The 19,663-nt window shown below is 37.9% G+C and carries 18 protein-coding genes; 16 read left to right on the forward strand and 2 right to left on the reverse strand.

Annotation, left to right across the window (positions count from 1 at the left end; genetic code table 11):
* Positions 1 to 310 precede the first annotated feature (310 nt).
* The 9 genes from N3I35_05995 (at position 311) to hypB (ending at position 7,797) form a co-directional block, all read left to right on the forward strand.
* Positions 311 to 2,284, forward strand: a complete 1,974-nt coding sequence (locus tag N3I35_05995; GenBank protein ID MCX8129637.1) for an NADH-quinone oxidoreductase subunit L — start codon at positions 311 to 313, stop codon at positions 2,282 to 2,284.
* A complete protein-coding gene (locus N3I35_06000) occupies positions 2,281 to 3,141 on the forward strand; it encodes an NADH-quinone oxidoreductase subunit H (GenBank protein ID MCX8129638.1) in 861 nt (286 codons plus the stop codon). The genes N3I35_05995 and N3I35_06000 overlap by 4 nt, the downstream gene beginning before the upstream one ends.
* A 13-nt stretch (positions 3,142 to 3,154) precedes the next feature.
* Positions 3,155 to 3,622, forward strand: a complete 468-nt coding sequence (locus N3I35_06005; protein ID MCX8129639.1) for an NADH-quinone oxidoreductase subunit B family protein — start codon at positions 3,155 to 3,157, stop codon at positions 3,620 to 3,622.
* Positions 3,623 to 3,766: 144 nt separating this feature from the next.
* A complete protein-coding gene (locus N3I35_06010) occupies positions 3,767 to 4,147 on the forward strand; it encodes an NADH-quinone oxidoreductase subunit C (GenBank protein MCX8129640.1) in 381 nt (126 codons plus the stop codon).
* Positions 4,148 to 5,224, forward strand: coding sequence for a nickel-dependent hydrogenase large subunit (locus N3I35_06015; GenBank protein MCX8129641.1), 1,077 nt, complete (start codon positions 4,148 to 4,150; stop codon positions 5,222 to 5,224).
* A gap of 226 nt (positions 5,225 to 5,450) precedes the next feature.
* A complete protein-coding gene (locus N3I35_06020) occupies positions 5,451 to 5,834 on the forward strand; it encodes a 4Fe-4S binding protein (GenBank protein ID MCX8129642.1) in 384 nt (127 codons plus the stop codon).
* 216 nt (positions 5,835 to 6,050) lie between these two features.
* Complete coding sequence (gene hypA / locus N3I35_06025; protein MCX8129643.1) at positions 6,051 to 6,392, forward strand: hydrogenase maturation nickel metallochaperone HypA; 342 nt, start codon at positions 6,051 to 6,053, stop codon at positions 6,390 to 6,392.
* A gap of 79 nt (positions 6,393 to 6,471) precedes the next feature.
* On the forward strand, positions 6,472 to 7,086 hold the full coding sequence (locus tag N3I35_06030; protein MCX8129644.1) for a trimeric intracellular cation channel family protein: 615 nt from the start codon (positions 6,472 to 6,474) through the stop codon (positions 7,084 to 7,086).
* 66 nt (positions 7,087 to 7,152) lie between these two features.
* Entirely contained in the window at positions 7,153 to 7,797 is a 645-nt protein-coding gene (gene hypB, locus N3I35_06035; protein ID MCX8129645.1) for a hydrogenase nickel incorporation protein HypB, read from the forward strand.
* 38 nt (positions 7,798 to 7,835) lie between these two features.
* On the opposite strand, the gene N3I35_06040 is transcribed toward hypB, so the two are convergent.
* Both N3I35_06040 and N3I35_06045 read right to left on the reverse strand, forming a co-directional pair.
* Entirely contained in the window at positions 7,836 to 9,176 is a 1,341-nt protein-coding gene (locus N3I35_06040) for an aspartyl protease family protein (protein ID MCX8129646.1), read from the reverse strand.
* Between the two features lie 7 nt (positions 9,177 to 9,183).
* Positions 9,184 to 9,762: a helix-turn-helix domain-containing protein gene (locus tag N3I35_06045; protein ID MCX8129647.1), complete on the reverse strand. Its 579-nt coding sequence runs from the start codon at positions 9,760 to 9,762 to the stop codon at positions 9,184 to 9,186.
* A gap of 396 nt (positions 9,763 to 10,158) precedes the next feature.
* Here N3I35_06045 and N3I35_06050 point away from each other — a divergent pair, with 396 nt between their 5' ends.
* The 7 genes from N3I35_06050 to N3I35_06080 all read left to right on the forward strand — a co-directional run bounded on the left by N3I35_06050 (position 10,159) and on the right by N3I35_06080 (position 19,650).
* Positions 10,159 to 11,940: an ABC transporter ATP-binding protein/permease gene (locus tag N3I35_06050; protein MCX8129648.1), complete on the forward strand. Its 1,782-nt coding sequence runs from the start codon at positions 10,159 to 10,161 to the stop codon at positions 11,938 to 11,940.
* Positions 11,909 to 12,652: a S8 family serine peptidase gene (locus N3I35_06055; protein MCX8129649.1), complete on the forward strand. Its 744-nt coding sequence runs from the start codon at positions 11,909 to 11,911 to the stop codon at positions 12,650 to 12,652. Before N3I35_06050 ends, N3I35_06055 begins: the two co-directional genes overlap by 32 nt.
* On the forward strand, positions 12,653 to 14,785 hold the full coding sequence (locus N3I35_06060; protein MCX8129650.1) for a radical SAM peptide maturase, CXXX-repeat target family: 2,133 nt from the start codon (positions 12,653 to 12,655) through the stop codon (positions 14,783 to 14,785).
* Between the two features lie 20 nt (positions 14,786 to 14,805).
* Positions 14,806 to 15,108, forward strand: a complete 303-nt coding sequence (locus N3I35_06065) for a CXXX repeat peptide modification system protein (GenBank protein MCX8129651.1) — start codon at positions 14,806 to 14,808, stop codon at positions 15,106 to 15,108.
* 544 nt (positions 15,109 to 15,652) lie between these two features.
* A complete protein-coding gene (locus N3I35_06070; protein MCX8129652.1) occupies positions 15,653 to 17,650 on the forward strand; it encodes a DUF4855 domain-containing protein in 1,998 nt (665 codons plus the stop codon).
* A 301-nt stretch (positions 17,651 to 17,951) separates the two neighbouring features.
* The gene (locus tag N3I35_06075) at positions 17,952 to 18,833 is read left to right on the forward strand and encodes an ABC transporter ATP-binding protein (protein ID MCX8129653.1); all 882 of its coding nucleotides are present in this window, start codon (positions 17,952 to 17,954) and stop codon (positions 18,831 to 18,833) included.
* A gap of 19 nt (positions 18,834 to 18,852) precedes the next feature.
* Entirely contained in the window at positions 18,853 to 19,650 is a 798-nt protein-coding gene (locus tag N3I35_06080; protein ID MCX8129654.1) for an ABC transporter permease, read from the forward strand.
* Positions 19,651 to 19,663 lie beyond the last annotated feature (13 nt).

The following is a 19,663-nucleotide window of genomic DNA, read 5'->3' on the forward strand; positions in this document are numbered from 1 at the left end:
AGTTAAACTCGATATTAGGTTAAATTTATGCTACTTGTTCAATTGACTTGTAACCTGGTACTAACTATAATTGATATGGGGTTATTAAGGATTATTTTGTGTGTCGTACAGGTACTTTCTGTTCTAGACAATATCCCTTTATAACTGTAAAACGGTACAAAACAGCTCTTGTTTAACAGACTTGCACTTGTTTTTGAGCAATGGAGTTCAAAAAGGGCGGTTTTTTTTTGGTTTTTTAGATTATGGTTAACTATGCATACACAGTATTCAAATAAATTTTCAACTATACATCATGAAAGGAGTAGATGCTGTGAATAAGGAACTATTACTGGCTGTAGCAATTCTTTTGCCTGCACTGAGCTCTATACTTTGCTACATCTTAAGAAAAGCTGCGGTACGAAATTTCATTGTAGTTGTAACTACGCTGGTGTTGTTTGCAGTAGCCGGAGGATTTGTTTACCTCATGGCGCAATCTGATGGGAAACTGGTATATCACCTGGAGTCTTTGCACTTGGACTGGGTGATAAAGGGATTGGATATTCTTCTCTTGACCTATGTAGCGTATATAGGTATTAAGTTAAGAAAGCCTGTTATATTTGCACTGGCAGTTCTACAGTTCATACCATTCTTCTTGTTTGAGATTTTCCATGTTTTTGGAACTGTAAAAGAGCCTGAGAGTGCATTTGTTATTGACTACCTGTCATTGGTAATGATACTTCTGGTTTCAGTTATCGGACCTATAATTACTGTATTTGCAATAGGTTACATGAAGGATCATGAGCACCATTCAGGACTAAAGAAGTCAAGACAGCCAAGATTTTTCTTTATATTGTTTATATTCCTGGCTGCGATGAATGCGCTTGTTATGACGAATAATCTGGCTTGGATGTATTTGTTCTGGGAGATAACAACACTTTGTTCCTTCCTGCTTATTTCACACGATGGAAATACACAGTCGGTAAATAATGCAGCAAGGGCATTATGGATAAACTCTCTTGGCGGATTGGCCTTTATATGCGGTATTATAGCTATATACATGGCTACAGGTACTTTGGCTATAGACCAGATAGTTGCAAACAAAACTGTTACGGAATTTGCTTACTTGCTGCCATTTGGTTTGAGTTTGCTATGCTTTGCAGGCTTTACAAAATCAGCACAGTTTCCGTTTCAGAGCTGGCTTCTGGGTGCTATGGTTGCTCCGACACCGGTATCGGCTTTGCTACACTCGAGTACAATGGTTAAAGCAGGTGTGTATCTTGTAGTTAGAATGGCGCCGGCTTTCAGTGGTACTCTTCTCGGCAAAATCGTTGCAGTAGTGGGTGGGTTTACATTCCTTGCTGGATCAGCTATAGCTATAAGTCAGAGGAACGGAAAGAGGGTTCTGGCTTATTCTACTATTGCAAACCTAGGTTTGATAGTATGCTGTGCGGGAATAGGCACATATGTTGCTTTAGGAGCTGCTGTACTCCTTATAATCTTCCATGCGGTTTCAAAAGGTTTGTTGTTCCTGTGCGTCGGTACGATTGAACATGGCATAGGCAGCAGAGACATTGAAGATATGCAGGGGCTTATGAAAAAAATGCCGTTTACAACTGTTATTACAGTTATTGGTATGATCTCAATGCTGTTGCCACCTTTCGGTGTATTGATTACAAAGTGGCTTGCTATTGAATCTGCGGTGAATTCACCGATTGTTTTAATGTCGATTATATTAGGTAGTGCTTTTACTGTTGTATTCTGGTCAAAGTGGATAGGAATCATACTAACCATGTCATATAAACCTAAATACAACGTCGAAAAACTGACCTTCTCGGTAAAGAGCTCACTTATATTCCTTATAGCAGGAGTTCTTGCGGCAAGTATCCTGATAGTGCCTATGTTCAACGGTTTGATAAAACCTTATCTTTCTGGTTTGACAATAGCTAATGAGCCATTACTAGGAGGCGACAGTCTCGGTGTTGTTCTTCAGGGTGCAAACAGTGCTGTTGTTGGTGGATTTGCATCAATACTGTTCTTTGCGATAGTATTTGTGCTGATAATTACAATACCATACTTCCTGAGGAGGACAAAGCCAGAAAAGGTTAAGCCGCCGTACCTGTGTGGAGAGAATATAAACAACGATTTGCGTGGAATAGAATTTATCAGCCCGGGAGATAAGGTTGATAATGTTATAGTTCAAAATTATTATTTATCCGGAATTTTTGGAGAAGATAAATTGACACTCTGGACAAATCTTGTCGCAGGGGCGATTATTATAATAATGTTCGGGGTGGTGATAGGATGATTACTCTAAATAATATAGTGATTGCATTAATCGCGATAGTAGCAGCACCAATTATTGGCGGATTTTTGACAGGGTTAGACAGAAAGATTTCTGCGAGAATGCAAAATAGGTATGGACCACCTGTATTACAACCGTTTTATGACTTTTTTAAGTTGATGGGCAAAGAGAGAATTACTGTAAATCAGACGCAGATGGTTTATGTGCTTGGTCACTTGTTTTTTGCCATAGCTGCAGTTGTAATGTTTGTATTAAAGAGCGACCTGCTGATGCTTATTTTTATACTGGCTTTTTCAGGTATAGCACTTATCATGGGGGCGATGAGTGTACGTTCGCCATACAGTAAGATAGGTGCTCAGAGAGAAATTATCCAGATGATGGCATATGAGCCTGTTTTACTATTGATGGTAGTAGGAATATATTTGGCAACTAAGAGCTTTATGATAGAAAGCATATTCAAGCATGAAACGCCGCTGCTATACAGCTTGCCGTTGGTATTTCTTGCGTTCCTGTATGTACTGACAATAAAGCTCAGAAAATCACCCTTTGATTTCTCAACTTCACATCATGGACATCAGGAACTAATCAAAGGTTTGACTACAGAATTTTCCGGACCACAGTTGGCTATAATAGAGTTGGCACACTGGTACGACCTGGTGCTGTTGCTCGGATTGATATCACTGTTTTTTGCGCAGCCGATATGGGTTGGGATATTGATAGCTCTTGGAAGTTACTTCCTTGAACTTGTTATAGATAACATAAGTGCCAGAGTAACATGGAAATGGATGCTGAAGGCTACGTGGTTGATAGGTATAGGAGCCGCTGTTACTAATATTGTGTGGCTCTACCTTAAGAAATAGGATGGTGAATTGAATGGGTATTATAGATAAATCAAGGAAAAAGTCACCTTGGGTGATACACTATGACGGTACAAGCTGTAACGGATGTGATATCGAAACCCTCGCCTGTCTTACCCCATTATACGATGTAGAGCGATTCGGCATAGTAAATGTTGGAAATCCAAAACATGCAGATGTGCTTGTTGTTACAGGGTCAGTCAATAAAAGGGCAGAAAGGGTTCTGAAGAATATATACAGTCAGATGCCGGATCCGAAAGCAGTTGTTGCAGTAGGAGCTTGTGCATGTACAGGCGGGATATTCAAAGAATGCTATAATGTTTTGGGCGGTATCGATAAAGTTCTCCCTGTTGATGTGTATGTTCCAGGCTGTTGCGCTAAGCCTGAAGCTATCATAGATGGAATTGTATTAGCTATGGATAAGCTTGAGGAGAAAGCTAAAAATATGAAAAAGGGTAGCAGTGCACCTAAGGCGGAAGAATAAAAAAATCCGCCGAGGCTAAGGCTATGACTAGATATAAGGCAATTACTGTTTTAGTGATAAATCACCTTTAGGTATGGTACGGATAACTGGGGTTGACGCGTATTCAACCTCAAGTCCGACCCTGGCCTAGGTTTGGAGGTAAAGATGATAGAAAATTTAGTTGATATTTCCAAGGACCAGCTCCTCGGAGAAGTCCAGAATATGTTGTTTGATGACTACAGGTTTGTAACTGCAACAAGTGTAGATAATGGTGATGGTACACTGGATATAATTTACCATTTTGACAAGGACCTTGTAATGAAGCATTTCAAGATAAAGGTCAGGAAAGATGAGGAAGTGCCCAGTATTTCTAAAATATACTTTTGTGCGATACTTGTAGAGAATGAAATAAAAGAGCTTTTTGGAGCTAACATAACAAATATTGCTATAGATTATGGCGGACATATGCTGCTTTCAGATGATGAACTGGATTCTCCCATGGGCAGGCAGCAAATAATTATAGAAGAAAGAAAGGGGGACAAATAAATGTCAAGGACTGTTATACCTTTTGGACCCCAGCATCCGGTTTTACCGGAACCTCTTCATCTGAAGCTGGTTATGCAGGATGAAAAGATAGTTGAAGCTATTCCGGCTATAGGATATGTACACAGGGGCTTGGAAAAGCTTACTGAAACAAAAGAGTTTACACAAAATGTTTTTGTCGTGGAAAGAGTCTGCGGTATTTGTAGCTTTCAGCATGCTTTGGCATATTGCCAGGGTATGGAATCACTTATGAATGTAGAAGTTCCTGGAAGAGCAAAATATTTGAGGGTTATATGGGCAGAGCTACACAGGATACATAGCCATTTGCTGTGGTTAGGCCTGCTTGCAGACGCTTTCGGCTTTGAAAGTGTGTTCATGCAGTGCTGGAGAAACAGAGAAAAAGTTATGGATATAATGGAAGAGACATGCGGAAGCAGAGTAATCATTTCTGGTAATGTCATAGGCGGTGTAAGAAGGGATATATCCAAGGAAATGCTTCTCAAGGTTTCTATTATAGCTGATGAAATAAAGGAAGATATGAAGCAGCTTGAACCTGTATTTTTTAATGACTATACTGTTAAGCACAGGCTGGTGGGAGTAGGCGTATTGACTAAGGAAGATGCGTTTACACTCGGTGCACTGGGGCCGATGGCTAGAGGAAGTGGTATAAAACAGGATTTAAGGTCAACTGGATATGCAGCTTATGGAGAACTGGACTTTGAACCTGTTGTTGAAACTGATGGAGATTGCTATGCAAGAACTATGGTAAGATTAAAGGAAATATATCAGTCGGTCAAACTCATAAAACAGGCTATAGTGAGTATTCCGGACGGAGAGATAAATGTTGCGGTAAAAGGAAATCCTAATGGAGAAGTTGTATCAAGAGTTGAGCAGCCAAGAGGGGAAGTCCTTTATTACATGAGGGGTAACGGCACAAAGAATCTCGACAGATTAAGACTTCGTACTCCTACCTTTGCAAATATTCCGACATTGTTAAAGATGCTTCCGGGAAGTCAGCTTGCTGATGTGCCTGTGTTGATACTGACTATAGATCCTTGCATAAGCTGTACCGAGCGTTAAAGTAAGAATCGTGAAAAGCTTCGTATTACTGTGTCAGCCATCACCTTCAAAATGCTCATTTATCATGTATAAACTCCGCTTTTGAAGGCTTGGCTTCCTTGTACTACTTGATTCTGACGATTCATAAAAAGGTGATTATATAAATAAAACCGTTACTACTATACGTACTGACACTGGTTTGTGAGTGGGTATAAGGGCAGGGGTGGAAAAGTGGAGGTGGAAATTCATGTTTGATATGATTGGCAATATATTCAAGAATTTGGCATCCAAACCCGCAACAAGAAAGTATCCCTATGAAAAGAGGGAGCCTTTCAAGGAAAGCAGGGGAAGGGTCAAGGGTGTAGATATAGATGTTTGCATTTTCTGCGGTATCTGCGGAAGAAAATGCCCTGCTGATGCAATCAAGGTAAATAAAAATGAAAAGTCATGGGAGATTGATCCCTTCAAGTGTGTAGTATGCGGCGTCTGTTCTGAAGTATGCCCTAAGAAGTGTCTGTATATGGGTGAAGAGTATACCGCTTCATCGTATAAAAAGGAAAACGTAAAGCTGGTACAACAGCCTAAGCCGGCGGAGACACCTGCACAGGCGAATACACAGGATCAGCAATAAGCAGCAAGTGACGCGAGGGTTAAACCCCTCGCTGTTTTTTATTGTCCAGGAGAGTTCATTTATTGTGCATATTAGTAGTTCTAGAAATGCTTGCAAAGGAAGCTTCTGTGGGGTAGTGCATAATACTCCTGGGATAATAGGAGTTTGAGTTGTAAACAAAAGTGGCGTTGGCAACTTCTGTTATTAAGTATAGTTTTAGGCGGGGTGGTAAGTAATATGCATGAATACGCAGTTACAAAAAGTCTTGTGAATATTGTTGAAGAAGAGGCCAAAAAGGCCGGTGCCGGCAAGGTTACAGAGATTAAACTCGTGATAGGCGATCTCTCAACTATTATTGATGAGTCCGTTCAGATGTATTTTGATATAATAAGTGAAGGTACTGTTGCTCAAGGTGCCAGACTGATTTTTAGAAGAGTGCCGGCAGAATTTCAATGTAAATCCTGTGGCTGTGTATATAATAAACCTGAGAAAGGCTTTGAGTGTCCCGGATGTGGCAGTGTGGGCATTCCAACAGGAAAAGGAAAAGAATTTTACATTGAGAGTCTGGAGGTTGAGTAGCAAAAAATACGGGTAATAATAAATTGTTATTAAAGGATTAATGGCAAGTATCGGACAGTCAGGTGAGGAGGGTGAAACCATGATTTTTATTGATTTGATGGGAATAATCGGTACAGCAGCTTTTTCTGTATCCGGTGTTCTGGTTGGAATAAAAAACCGTCTGGATCTGTTTGGGTTATTTGTACTTGCGATTATTACGGCTTCGGGAGGCGGGCTGATACGTGATGTCATTATAAGTGATGATATGCCGGTATTTTTTACTGAGTCTCAATATCTCATTACTATAATAATATCAATGATTGCCACCTTTTTCAGCATAAAGTATATAAAAAGACTGATGTACATAATAAAGGTTTTCGATGCTATAGGCTTAGGGGTATTCACTGTAATAGCAGCGTATAGGTGCATGCTTCTGGGCATGCCTGTAATAGGAGTGGTGTTCATAGCCGCATTGACGGGAATAGGCGGAGGTATCATAAGGGATATTCTTGTAAATGAAGTCCCCCTTGTCTTTAGAAGCGAAATATATGCTTTAGCATCGATCCTTGGAGCATTAATGTTTTACGGACTTTATCATATAATAGAAGTTAATTTGAATGTATATATTTGTATATTCACAATTTTTACAATAAGAATGGCAGCGGTGCATTATAATCTGAATCTGCCTGTTATAAAGCCAAAAGATGAGGATTAGACAGCAATATAGTCCGGGAGAAAGAATTAGTGACATTTACAGAGCAATAACGTTCAGGAGGTACATATGGAAATAAAAATTATGAAGAATATACTTGATGCAAATGACAAGCTTGCAGGTGATAACAGGTCCCTGTTTAATCAAAGGGGAATAATTGCTGTAAATGTGATGGCATCACCGGGAGCAGGAAAAACCAGTATCATTTTAAGAGTGATCGAAGGGCTGAAAGGCGAAGTTGGTGTCAGTGTCATTGAAGGAGATATTGCTTCAAGTATTGATGCAGAAAAGATTGATAAGCTTGGTATACCGGTAGTCCAGATAAATACAGGCGGGGGCTGTCACCTGGATGCAAATATGATAAGATCTGTCGTTGAAGACCTTAAGCCACAGGATAATTCTATCATATTCATTGAGAATGTAGGCAATCTGGTCTGTCCTTCAGCGTTTGACCTTGGAGAAGGGATAAGGCTGGTCATAGCAAGTGTCCCAGAGGGGCATGATAAACCTTTTAAATACACATCTATGTTTGAGGCAGCAGATGTAATCATCCTTAACAAGATGGACTTAATGCCTTATATAGATTTTGACAGGGACAGCTTTTACAAAGGAATCAGAGCATTGAATGAAAAGGCGCCGGTTTTTGAGATATCCTGCAGGACCGGTGAAGGTGTCGGAGAGTTTGTAAGTTGGCTGAAGGGCCTACAGAAATAGAGCAGTGAAAATGGTCACTGCTCCTTTTTTCTGACAGTTTATTGTATTATTAATATCATTCTGGTAAAATCAAATGTTACAGAGTACCTGCGGAAAAACTGGTGAGAGACTATTCCGTCAATGCGGAATCCGACAGTGTCCCCTATGTAAGGATTTTTTCTCATGACCATTCCGGGAACATTTTTTTCTGAAATAGTGTTTTCTCCTGTTCCCAGCGTCAAGCAATCAACTGTTATATCCACTCCTTCTACTTTACCGCCACCACCCATGCTTTCAACGGCTTTGGACCAGTCTGCCCTGATCCCTGTTTTTTTAATTGTTGCTTCCGTTGCCAGAAAGCCACCCCCTGCCATGCCGGTATCAACAAAGAAGTTCATTGGGCCTAAGTTGTTTACGGTTCCCTGGGTAATAATAACATGCATATCTATCAAGTTAATGGGAAACACTTTCGCTTTTCCTTCTAAGACCAGGGTATCCAAGCTTTTGGAGTTTTCGGTCCTGTTACGTGCCAGTATCAAAGATCCGTTGGAATAATCAAAGGTACTGATGAACTGTGATAAAATGCGTGTACCCAAGATGCCGTCTATCTTTAATCCATCAAAAATTGATGAGAATTCATCGGTTTTCATGGTATTTATAGGAATATTCCTGATTTTAAAATCTCCTATTGATACTGAATTAATCTTACCCAAGCCGGTTTTTGCTTTTGCCCCTCCGACATATTCACTTTCTATTGTACCGGATATCGTGGCCCCGATCCTTTCAGCCAGCTGCGTATTCAAGATAAGTTCAGCACCCCCTGTATCCAAAATAAAATAAAGGGGCTCATTGTCATTGACCGAAACCTGAATTACCGGTAACGGATCTGTTCTGATGAAGTCAATTCTGGATTCCTCCGGACCCTCAATTATGTACGCTTCATCATCCTCAAAAAGTTTAGCCTGACTTTCCAGCGCTTTTAGTTGTTTGAATGAGCCGAGCGCTATAGGGCCTGCTGCCTTTTTAAATTGCTCGGCAGCCTTTTTAAAATCATTTTTCCGATAATAGGTCATAGCTAACTTAAAGTCCAGTTCGGCAGTAAATGGCCAGAAACTCTGATACCAGGGAATATTATGTAAGGCACTTTTTAACATTTTCTCTGCTTCTTCGGTCTTATTATTCCAAAGTGCTAATATCCCAAGGCGCCCTAACAGGATAACGTTGTCCGGTGTCATCTCTCTTATCTCCTTATAAGCTGCCTCTGCCTCTGTGAGTCTTCCGTGGCGGAATAATTCATCAGCGGCATTCAGTTTTGCCTTTACTTCAGGAGATGATTTCTGTCCTCTAAGTAAAACTATGACTATGAGCAAGAAAATGATCGCTATAAATAAAAATATCATAAACTCCCTATACTTCCTTTCCCGGACTTTTTATATTCTTTGTCAGCCTGATAGTGGGTTCATCCCCTGAAGGGCATGAATCAACTTCATTAGGGTAAAGACTAAGATTGATACTATAAAGAGTACCTTCAGCTGAGCTGCACTCTCTGAATTCCTCCACTAGCCGCTCCAGTTTTTGTATGAATTTTGCTGCAGTATCATGGCTTATTCTTACAGACTCCAGTAAAGCAATCATCTCCAACTCTGGGCGTTTTTTTATAGTACTTATGGCAGTAGCCAGGTCGCTTTTCAAAATTGAAAGTGCTAAAGCCTTTTTATCCAAATTTCCTTCTTGCTCTGTATTGACAATAAAATTGTACGCAATAGACCTATAGTACTTTTCTATATTTCTGCCTGTATCTTTCTTTTCTACAAGGCAAATCAACCCGGCCCTTTCCAATAGCTTAAAATGGTGGGTTATATTCGCAGGATGTACACCCAACTCTTTCGCAATGCTTGATATTGTACGGCTTTCTTTGGACAGCAACTGCAACAGTATTATTCTTGTAGGGTGGACATAAGCTTTTATCTGGTTGTTATCTCTCAATATATGAGTTTGCTTAATTATAAGATTATTTTTATACATATTTCTAATGTTAGAATAATTTCTAATGAAAGTCAATACGGATTAGGGAGTTTTTTTCGATATATATTTCTCGCAAAAGTAGGTGACGGAATTGGACTGAATAAAGAATCCAGCTATAAATAAGCTGGATAAGCCGGCAGTGTCCTGCAATTATTCAGCAAAAAATCAGTGAAATGTCAGTAATCTTTCATAAATAATTCACTCCATTGGGTGGAGAATTATGTAAGATTACATGTGTGAGATGCATTCTATTTCTACTACATTATTTGCTAGGGACAAGTTAGTTTTTTATACGTATGACAGGAGTGCTATTTGTAATATGAAATACTCCGATTGTATTTGAAAAGGGTGGTCAAAATGAATGAAAAAACCTTGGAGATTAGTGATTTTTTATTATTCAAAAGTGTAATTCAGTATGCTAAATTCTATAAAGTAAGATTTTCATTAGCCATCTTCTGTTTGTTGGCATCAGTGGGTCTAGGCTTAATTCAGCCATTGATATGGGGGAAGTTGGTAACAAACCTGTTTACCAACAACTATTATTCAGCACTACTTAACATAATAAAAATCACAGCAATTTATATATCGCTGTCTGTAATCACATTTTATCAGTCGTACCTGATAACCTACTTGACTAATAATATTGTATTTAAAATGAAATGTGACATTTATAAAAGAATACTTAGTCTTGAAATGCAGTTATTCGATGAAATGCGCGTGGGTGACTTCATTTCGCGCTTGAACGGAGATATTGCAGTTATCGCCAATTTTATCACTAATCAGTGTCTGAATACCTTAATTGACATATTGAAAGTTGCAACCATAGGGTTTATTGTCTTCCGGATTAATGCACTTTTATCTGTTGTAATAGTAGTCTTTCTTCCTTTATCATACTTAATATTTTTTAAATTCAGCAAACTGTTAAGAAAAAAGAGCAGAGACATTTCATCTTCAAACGATAACTATTTCAGCTATTTACAGCAATCTATTTCCGGTATAAGGGAAGTAAAAAGTCTTGGGATAAAAAATAAAAATTTCTCAATATTCGCGTTGCTTTCTGAAAGCATTAAAAATAAGAATATTGAGTTTTCAATGGTTAATAATTTATCTCAAACTTTATCCAGGGGAATAAACTTCCTGTCGGAAATCGCAATTATGGCACTGGGAGGGTTTCTGATATTTAAGAATTTGTTACCGATTGAATACTTTATTGCTTTTTTATCATATTTTAATCAGCTTTCCGGTTCATTAGCAAATTTATTCGGATTGAATGCAAGTATACAGCAAGCGTTAACATCCCTTGAAAGGATATTACACTTGAAAGAAAACACGTACTATTCCTCTGAAAGGTTTGGAATAAAGAATATCGGACACATTAAGGGTAATATAAAGTTTGAAAATGTGACTTTCCAATACAAGAATGGTATCCCTGTTCTTGATTCAGTATCTTTTGAAATACCTTCAGGAAGGAAAACTGCAATAGTTGGATCCAGTGGTTCCGGCAAAACTACGATTTTTAACCTGCTTCTAAGATTTTATGAACCCACAGCCGGGGATATTTTCGTAGATAACATAAAAATCGAAGAGTTTAGTGAGGAATCTTTAAGAGAACATATAGCAATTGTCAGGCAGGAACCTTTTTTGTTTAATCTTACTATAAAGGAAAACCTTTTGCTGGCAAATCCCTTGTCAACGGAAGAAGATATTGAGGAGGCATGCAAAGCCTCATGTATACATGAATATATATCTGGGTTGCCTGAAAAATATGAGACCATGATAGGTGAAAACGGAATAAACCTGTCTGTGGGTCAAAAGCAAAGGCTCGCAATAGCAAGAGTTTTGCTTAAAAAATCAAGTATAATACTCTTTGATGAAGCAACATCTTCTCTGGATAACGAATCACAACATTACATCAAGCAGATTATTGACAAGTTATCGAAAACCCATTCTGTAATTATTATTGCACATAGGTTAATCACAATTTCTGAGGCAGATGAAATTATTATTATTGAGGACAGAAAGATAGCTGGACGTGGTACTCATCCCGAGCTTATTAATGGAAACCCGGTTTATAGGAAGTTGTACGAAAAAGAGCTAAAGATCGAAAATGAAAAGAAGAAAGAGGCGGTATCGTATTAATAATAGTATAGAAAGACGTGTAAGGGTTGTAATAATTGATAGCGGTATAGATGCCGGCATATTAGGTTTATATGTAAATGATAAGGCATCAACTGCCTTCAGAATTAATGAAGAAGGATATATCACGGAAGTTAAGGATTTGAAAGCATGCCATATTCACGGCACGGTTATTGCGCTATTAATCAGGCATATATGTAAAAATGTTGAGTTTATCAGTATCAATATACTAAATGAAAGGCTGGTTTCAGATGCCAGAGTGCTTTTATGTGCATTTAAAAGAGCGGTGGAAATTAAGCCGGATATTGTCCACTTGAGCCTTGGGACAACAAAGTGGAAATATAGGTTTGCCCTAAATACAATCGTCAGGCATGCAAGGAAAAATAACATAATCGTTGTCGCTGCAGCAAATAACGAAGGGAAAAAATCCTATCCTGCATATTTGAGGGGGGTGATAGGAGTAAAAGCACGTGTGATGAAAGATAATAATCCTTTTGATTATCAAGATGGCTTTTTTTATGCACCATTAGATACCAAGGGAATAGAAGAGTTTGAGACGCTGGGTGTCAGTGATTATGCAACAGGTTCAAGCGTAGCAGCTGCATATATGACAGGATATATTGCTTCATTAATCTCTTCACGAAAAAAAATAGTATATTGCTCTGAAATAATTGGATTATTAAAGTCAAGTGACTTTAAAGATAGGGGGATATAGATGAATGGTAATAATAATATTAAAATGGGACAGTTGCAAAAATCATGGAAGGAGGGTGTAGCAAAAACAATTACATTTTGTGTAACTGAAGACTGTAATCTGGCTTGCAAGTATTGTTACATGACCGGTAAGAATTCTAAAAGGAAAATGACGTTTGAGATAGCTAAGAAAGCTGTAGATTATATACTTTCAAATAGAGATGTTTTTGATGAGGAAGCTGTCATATGGGATTTTATTGGAGGAGAGCCCTTTTTGGAAATTGATTTGATTGATAAGGTAAGTGACTATATAAAGCTTAAAATGTACGAGTTGAGTCACCCTTGGTTCGATAATTACATTTTCGGCTTTTCCACAAACGGCTTACTATACGACAACCCTAAGGTCCAGAAATATATTCTGAAAAATAGAGGCCATATTTCAATTGGCATAAGTATAGACGGTAATAAAATTAAACATGACCTGCAACGTATCAGGCTTGATGGCAGCGGATCATACGATGAAGTCATTCAGAAGGTTCCTCTTTGGCAGGAGCAGTTTCCCGGCTTTATGACCAAAGCTACATTTTCTCATGATGATTTGCCCTATCTTAAAGAAAGCATTATTAGCCTTTGGGAGAATGGAATCAAAACAATTGCTGCAAATGTAATTTATGAAGACGTTTGGCATGAAGGAGACGACGCGGTCTTTGAGGGACAGCTCCGGGAGCTTGCTGACCATATTTTGGAAAATGATCTGTGGAAGGAATATTCAGTAAGATTCTTTGATCCGAAAATTGGATTTCCGCTAACTGATGACCAATTAAAAAAGAATTGGTGTGGAGCCGGTAAAATGCTTGCAATCGATTGCGATGGAAAATTTTATCCTTGTATAAGATTTCTGGATTTTTCCTTGAATAACCGGGCTGGGGTATCTTTAGGAGATATTGAAAACGGAATAAATACTGATAAAATAAGGCCGTTTCTTGCATTGAATACAGTTTCTCAAAGCAGTGAGGAGTGCATAAAGTGTGATGTTGCAAAAGGCTGTGCATGGTGTACGGGAAACAATTATGATATGGCTGGCACCGATACGATATATGAAAGATCTACTTTTACTTGTAAAATGCATAAGGCGAATGTACGTGCGAATGAATATTTCTGGGACAAGTTCACGGAAGTTACAGGGGTGATATCGCCAAGAGAAGAATATAAACGGGAACTAGAGGCTGAAAAGTTTGAAGAGTCTGAAAACACAAGATTTTTGGTGTTTTTAACATCGGATGATGTCACGCCGCATTGCGCATACAGAAATTGGAACAGGACTAACAACAGAATGAGCCGAGGTTTGTTGGAAGAAGGTTTGAAGTTTGCTGAAGATAATGGATTTACCGCAATATTTCTGGGCGAAACCAACTGTCCTGGTGCTCCTGAATTCAATATAGTAAATTACAAGTCTCACCAGTTAAGTGAATATTCAATAATAACCTGCGATAATGAATCTTTTGTCCATGAAAGGACTTTTGAGAACTGTATTCTTCTAGTATCAAGAATGAATGTTGGAAGGTTGAGCAGCTTTGTAAAAGAATTACGTCCTTCAGTTGGCAGAATAAACGTTATACTTGAGGATATCGCAGATTGGAGTAAATTGGATATATCTGAGTATGAAGCCCAGTTGGATGTTTTAGTAGACTTCATATCTGAAACTTATAAAGATTCAAATCCTTTAGAGTTAAACATACTGACAGACAGCATGAATCTAAAATCAATGAGTAATTGTGATGCCGGCAATAATACCTACACACTCGCACCTAATGGGAAAATATACATGTGCCCGGCCTTTTACTTTGATAACCCGGATACTCATATTGGAGATCTTAAAAGCGGCATCAGTATAAAAAACAGCCAGCTTTTAAAAATAGAAAATGCGCCGATCTGTTCTGCTTGCGATGCTTACCACTGTACACGGTGTAAATTCCTAAACAAAAAATTAACAAACGAAATCAATACCCCATCAAAAATACAATGTGTTTTAAGCCACATTGAGAGAAATAAAGCAAGAGAATTGCAACAGAAACTAATAAAACAAAAAGTGGGTAGTTACGAAAGGTTGATAGAAGCAATTGAGTACCTTGACCCGCTTGAAAAAAATATATAAGTATAGGAGGCGTTATAGAGATGCTTAGAGAGAAAGTAGGATTTGTAACAGAAAATGAAAAAAGCTTGATTATGCAGCTTTATACTAAGAAAAAGGCTTTGGAGGAACTGTTTTTGACTTTGTGCAATCCCTCGTTAACTGAACTTAATAAAGATTCACTATATACAAAAATAGTGGATGATATGGGCAAAACAAAAACTGAATTTGATAAATGGTGGTCGGATATGTCGAGGAAGTATCAATGGAAATCATGTGAAAACAAACAATGGACAATCGACTTTGAAACATCCGAAATTTTTTTGATAGAAAAGCCAGGTATATGAAAACAGTAAGTTTTATAGCACAATAATGCCGGTAAAATAAATAAAAAAGGATTGGTGATTTTCATATGAAACATTTATATTCAAAAAAAATAAAAAAGCAAAATGATGACGTAATGGGGTATTTCTGTTGGTTTAGTTGTTCGGGCGGGTGCTATGGCTGTACTTCGTCCTGTGGAGGGTGTAATGGCTCATGTTCAGTAAGTTGTCAGCCAACCTGTGGTTCTGTTGATCAAGCAGTCCACTATCCGGGGTAACTATAAATAAATTATTTGTAAAGGGAAATTAGTTTTTTTAGGTAACTATTACTACATATTGCTGGCATTTATTGTGCTATATTTTTTTGTAATATATCTCAAACCATTGTTTACTTTCTTAGGGCATCCAATGGTTTGAGGGCAGTCACCCCTTCACAAAAATGATGTGTAGAAGCCTATCTGTTTCTATTTTACACACCTGTGGGATGTTTGTGAAGGGAGAATTCTGAAAGAGGGGCAGGGATTATTTCTATTATCCCAAAAACAAATATATTTTAGGAGGTCGAACAATGAAGAAACTATCTTTATTTTTGATTTTTGTATTTATGTTATCTATTTTTAGCGGTACTCAGATGTTTGCAGCACAAAATACTGAAAACCCACAGGTTACCTATAGTAAGGAAGAACTTGAAAAAAAGAAGAGAACTACTCTGCCTGACAAGAGTAGAGATAAGAAGAATAATGAAGTAAGCCGTGAAGTTACAGTACTGCTTGCTGACAGTTATGAGCCGAATAATTCAATATCTGCAGCAAAGCCAATAAGCAACAATAATACTATTTATCCTACTATTGATACTTCTTCAGACGTGGATTATTTTACATTTACAATCTCTTCTACAGCAAATGCGGTAATTTCAATGACTCCTCCGTCTGACAAGGATTATGATTTGAAGCTGTATAATTCATCCGGTACGGAAGTTGGAAGCTCGACTAACGGTACCGGTACAACAGACAGTATAACCAACACAAGTCTTCCCTCCGGTACCTACTATATATATGTTTACGGTTATAGCGGAGCATACTCTGAAACGTCGTATAGCCTTAGATTAAGCTATACAGGCGGTGGTGGTTCAGGAGATGATTATGGGAATGATTTCAGTTCGGCATACAGCTTATCTGTTTCTGCCGGAACTACTACCTCCCGTTCAGGCAGTATAGAAAGTACCGGTGATGCTGATTTCTTTAAGTTTACAGCTCCAAGCTCCGGAACATATACAATTTACTCCACAGGCAGTACTGACACCTATGGACATTTATACAACAGCAGCCAGTCTGAACTCGCTTCAAATGATGATAATAGTGCGTCAAACTTTTTAATTTCATACTCGCTTACCGCAGGACAGCTATATTATGTGAAGGTCAGGCACTACAGCAGTTCAGGAACAGGTGAATATACCCTTAATATTACTGCCCCGATCCCTGTAGCTAACGCATACAGTAATATAGCGAAGCTCCTTTATGTAGGATATGCAAATACACGTAATGGTACCAGCAAATATGCAAGTTATACTGACTCTGATCTGGACAGCATTTTGAACTCTCCTACATTGGGTACAAATGAATTTGTAATAACTGGCGGTGATTGTGGATATGGATTCAAACAGTGTGTAGCAATGACTGATATCAATTCTCTGACAACATCAGGTACTACAGCGTACAACTACTGTGGAACAACGGACTCAGCTTCACTTAATACAATAAAAAATGAGGCTGTCAATGTATATAATAGTATCGACAGTTATAGGACACTAGAAAGCTTTGCAGATGATCAGATTACTTTGGCTAATAGGATCTGGGCAAAGAACCCGAATGCAAAAGTATGGTTTTCTTTCCCGGTTATTCCGCATACAACCTTTGCATACCTGTATACTTCACAATGTAGGACAAAAATTGTAGATCGCATAAAGGACAGTATAAGCAGCACCAACTGGTCAAATAATGTCCTTGGATTTTACTATGGTACAGAATCTCCAACACAATGGTATACAAAATTTAATACATCGAATACTACTGATTTCAATAACCCGGTAGTAAACAATATGAATGGTCTTTCCTCATATGTACATGGATTTAGTAAGAAAATGTTATGGATACCTTATTACAGGGATGGGTCAAGTACAAGTACTTCCGATCTTCCAAGGCGTCTAGCATATATTTCATGCAGAACAAATATATTTGATTATGTAGATTTGCAGCCAAGCTATTACTTTAATTCTGCTCTAACAAATAACCTTAACCTTGTAAAAATCTGTGTCCAAAATAACACTATTGTTAACTCAAGTGGTAATGCTATAGTTTCAAAAACATCCAGCACACAAATAGGCTGCGAAATGGAAATCGATACGGATATTAACTCTGATTCATCGGCTCTATCCAGGTACAATCAATATGTTTCAGCTTTCTCTAGCTATAGAGGCAGCAAACATATCTCTTTTTACTGTTCAGAAAGGAACTCATTAATAAATACAAATGTGTTTAATACTGTAAGATCATTTGTAACATACTAATAAAATACTTGAATGGATACGGCAAATTATTATATTCATTCCCAATTATATAAGGAGGTACGAATAATATTTAAGGTTCCAGGATAGTTAATGCGTATTATGCAGTTACAAATAAGAGTTTCTAAATTTTTAGTATATTTGTGGCAGGAGTCAATGAATGACAACTGTCATTTTTTTGTTTTTTATTATACTCCTTATTGACTAGGTGGTCAATAAGGGGTATAATAAAAATAGTTGTTGACCACCTAGTCAATAATTGTAAAGACTAAACAGATAATGTACTTGCAAGGAGGTTGAAATTATGAATATCATAGAAATTAAGAACTTGAACAAGTCCTATGGTAAAGCCAGAGGTATAATAGATGTCAGCTTTGAGATACCTCAGGGTGAAATCTTCGGATTCATTGGCCCTAACGGGGCAGGAAAGTCAACGACTATAAGAACTTTGCTGGCGCTGATTTATCCCAACAGCGGAAGTGCTAAAATATTCGGTATGGACTGTATAAAGGATTCAGCCAAAATAAAAAGGGAAATCGGGTATCTGCCGTCTGAGGTAAATTATTATGATGATATGAAGATAAAAGACCTCCTCTATTATTCGGCAAAATTCTATAAAAAGGATTGCAGCAAAAGAATTAAGGAATTAAGTGATACATTTGAGCTGGACATGAACAAAAAGGTGGATGAGTTATCCTTCGGAAACAAGAAAAAGGTTGCAATAATCCAGGCATTGCTGCATGAGCCGAAGCTGCTGATTCTTGATGAGCCTACGGGAGGGCTTGACCCACTGATGCAAAACAAGTTCTTTGATGTACTTAAGGAAGAGAACCAAAAAGGGGTGACAATCTTTTTTTCCTCACATATCCTGAGTGAAGTACAGAGGATGTGTGACAGGGTAGCCATAATAAAAGAGGGTAAAATCCTTAAAGTAGAAACTATAGACAAACTAACCGGAGATAAATTCAAGAAAATTAGGATAGATTTTAAGAACGGAGACAGAATCGAACTTCCCGGAATGATAAATGTTGAAACTAAGGGTAAGAGCATGGAGTTTGTATTTGGCGGAAAGATTGATGAGCTGGTTAAGAAACTTGCCGGGGTGCATGTAGAGAATCTTTGGATAGAAGAACCTTCACTTGAAGAGATTTTTATGCATTATTATGAATCAGGAAATAGCAAGTAGTATTGAGGAGGGATGAAAAATGACTATATTTTTTAGGGAAATAGCAAGAAACAGAAAACAATTTCTGGTATGGACAATTATACTTGTTTTGTCGAGCATAGGAATGATGGCTATGTATCCTACATTTGCCGATCAGGCAGGGGAATATAACGAGCTGATGAAAAAATTCCCCAAGGAGATGCTGGAAGCCCTTGGATTGGATCAGCTTAACATGGGATTGATACTTGATTATTTCGCGTATGTTTTTCTATATATAATACTTTTTGGTGGAGTATATGCCATGCTCCTAGGCTCAAGCATAATTTCCAAGGAAGAGAGTGAAAAGACTGTTGAGTTTCTTATGGCAAAGCCTGTAACAAGAAAGATGATAATAACATCCAAGGCAGCCTGTGTACTGTTTTATCTTGTCCTTTTCAATTTGATATTTGCCGTCGCAGATTATTTCATGTTTGAAGCTGTTAAAAAGGATGCCTATAGTATGAACATATTTCTACTGCTTCATTTCGGATTCTTTATGCTTCAACTGACATTTGCTGCTGTAGGTTTATTGATATCGGTGTTTGTAGTAAAGGCTAAATCATTATACCCTATCGTGTTTGGTGTTGTACTTGGAGCGTTTTTTCTTAACATTATATCAGCTATGTCAGATAAACTGGAAAACTTCAAGTATTTGTCACCGTTTAAATATGTCAGCCCCGCAGATATGGTTAAGAATGGTAAAATAGAAACAACATACCTTGTTATTATGGCTGTGGTAGTAATAATATCCGTAGCTTTAACCTATTTGTTCTACAACAGAAAAAATATTAGTGTGTAATGGGAGTGTATCG

It is taken from the genome of Clostridia bacterium, assembly GCA_026414765.1.
Classification (GTDB): domain Bacteria; phylum Bacillota; class Clostridia; order Acetivibrionales; family DSM-27016; genus SKW86.

Coding starts and splice junctions, on each gene's coding strand:
- N3I35_06000 (MCX8129638.1), top strand. CDS start 2,281: ATGATTACTCTAAATAATATAGTGATTGCATTAATCGCGATAGTAGCA.
- N3I35_06005 (MCX8129639.1), top strand. CDS start 3,155: ATGGGTATTATAGATAAATCAAGGAAAAAGTCACCTTGGGTGATACAC.
- N3I35_06010 (MCX8129640.1), top strand. CDS start 3,767: ATGATAGAAAATTTAGTTGATATTTCCAAGGACCAGCTCCTCGGAGAA.
- N3I35_06015 (MCX8129641.1), top strand. CDS start 4,148: ATGTCAAGGACTGTTATACCTTTTGGACCCCAGCATCCGGTTTTACCG.
- N3I35_06020 (MCX8129642.1), top strand. CDS start 5,451: ATGTTTGATATGATTGGCAATATATTCAAGAATTTGGCATCCAAACCC.
- hypA (MCX8129643.1), top strand. CDS start 6,051: ATGCATGAATACGCAGTTACAAAAAGTCTTGTGAATATTGTTGAAGAA.
- N3I35_06030 (MCX8129644.1), top strand. CDS start 6,472: ATGATTTTTATTGATTTGATGGGAATAATCGGTACAGCAGCTTTTTCT.
- hypB (MCX8129645.1), top strand. CDS start 7,153: ATGGAAATAAAAATTATGAAGAATATACTTGATGCAAATGACAAGCTT.
- N3I35_06040 (MCX8129646.1), bottom strand. CDS start 9,176: ATGATATTTTTATTTATAGCGATCATTTTCTTGCTCATAGTCATAGTT.
- N3I35_06050 (MCX8129648.1), top strand. CDS start 10,159: ATGAATGAAAAAACCTTGGAGATTAGTGATTTTTTATTATTCAAAAGT.
- N3I35_06055 (MCX8129649.1), top strand. CDS start 11,909: ATGAAAAGAAGAAAGAGGCGGTATCGTATTAATAATAGTATAGAAAGA.
- N3I35_06060 (MCX8129650.1), top strand. CDS start 12,653: ATGAATGGTAATAATAATATTAAAATGGGACAGTTGCAAAAATCATGG.
- N3I35_06065 (MCX8129651.1), top strand. CDS start 14,806: ATGCTTAGAGAGAAAGTAGGATTTGTAACAGAAAATGAAAAAAGCTTG.
- N3I35_06070 (MCX8129652.1), top strand. CDS start 15,653: ATGAAGAAACTATCTTTATTTTTGATTTTTGTATTTATGTTATCTATT.
- N3I35_06075 (MCX8129653.1), top strand. CDS start 17,952: ATGAATATCATAGAAATTAAGAACTTGAACAAGTCCTATGGTAAAGCC.
- N3I35_06080 (MCX8129654.1), top strand. CDS start 18,853: ATGACTATATTTTTTAGGGAAATAGCAAGAAACAGAAAACAATTTCTG.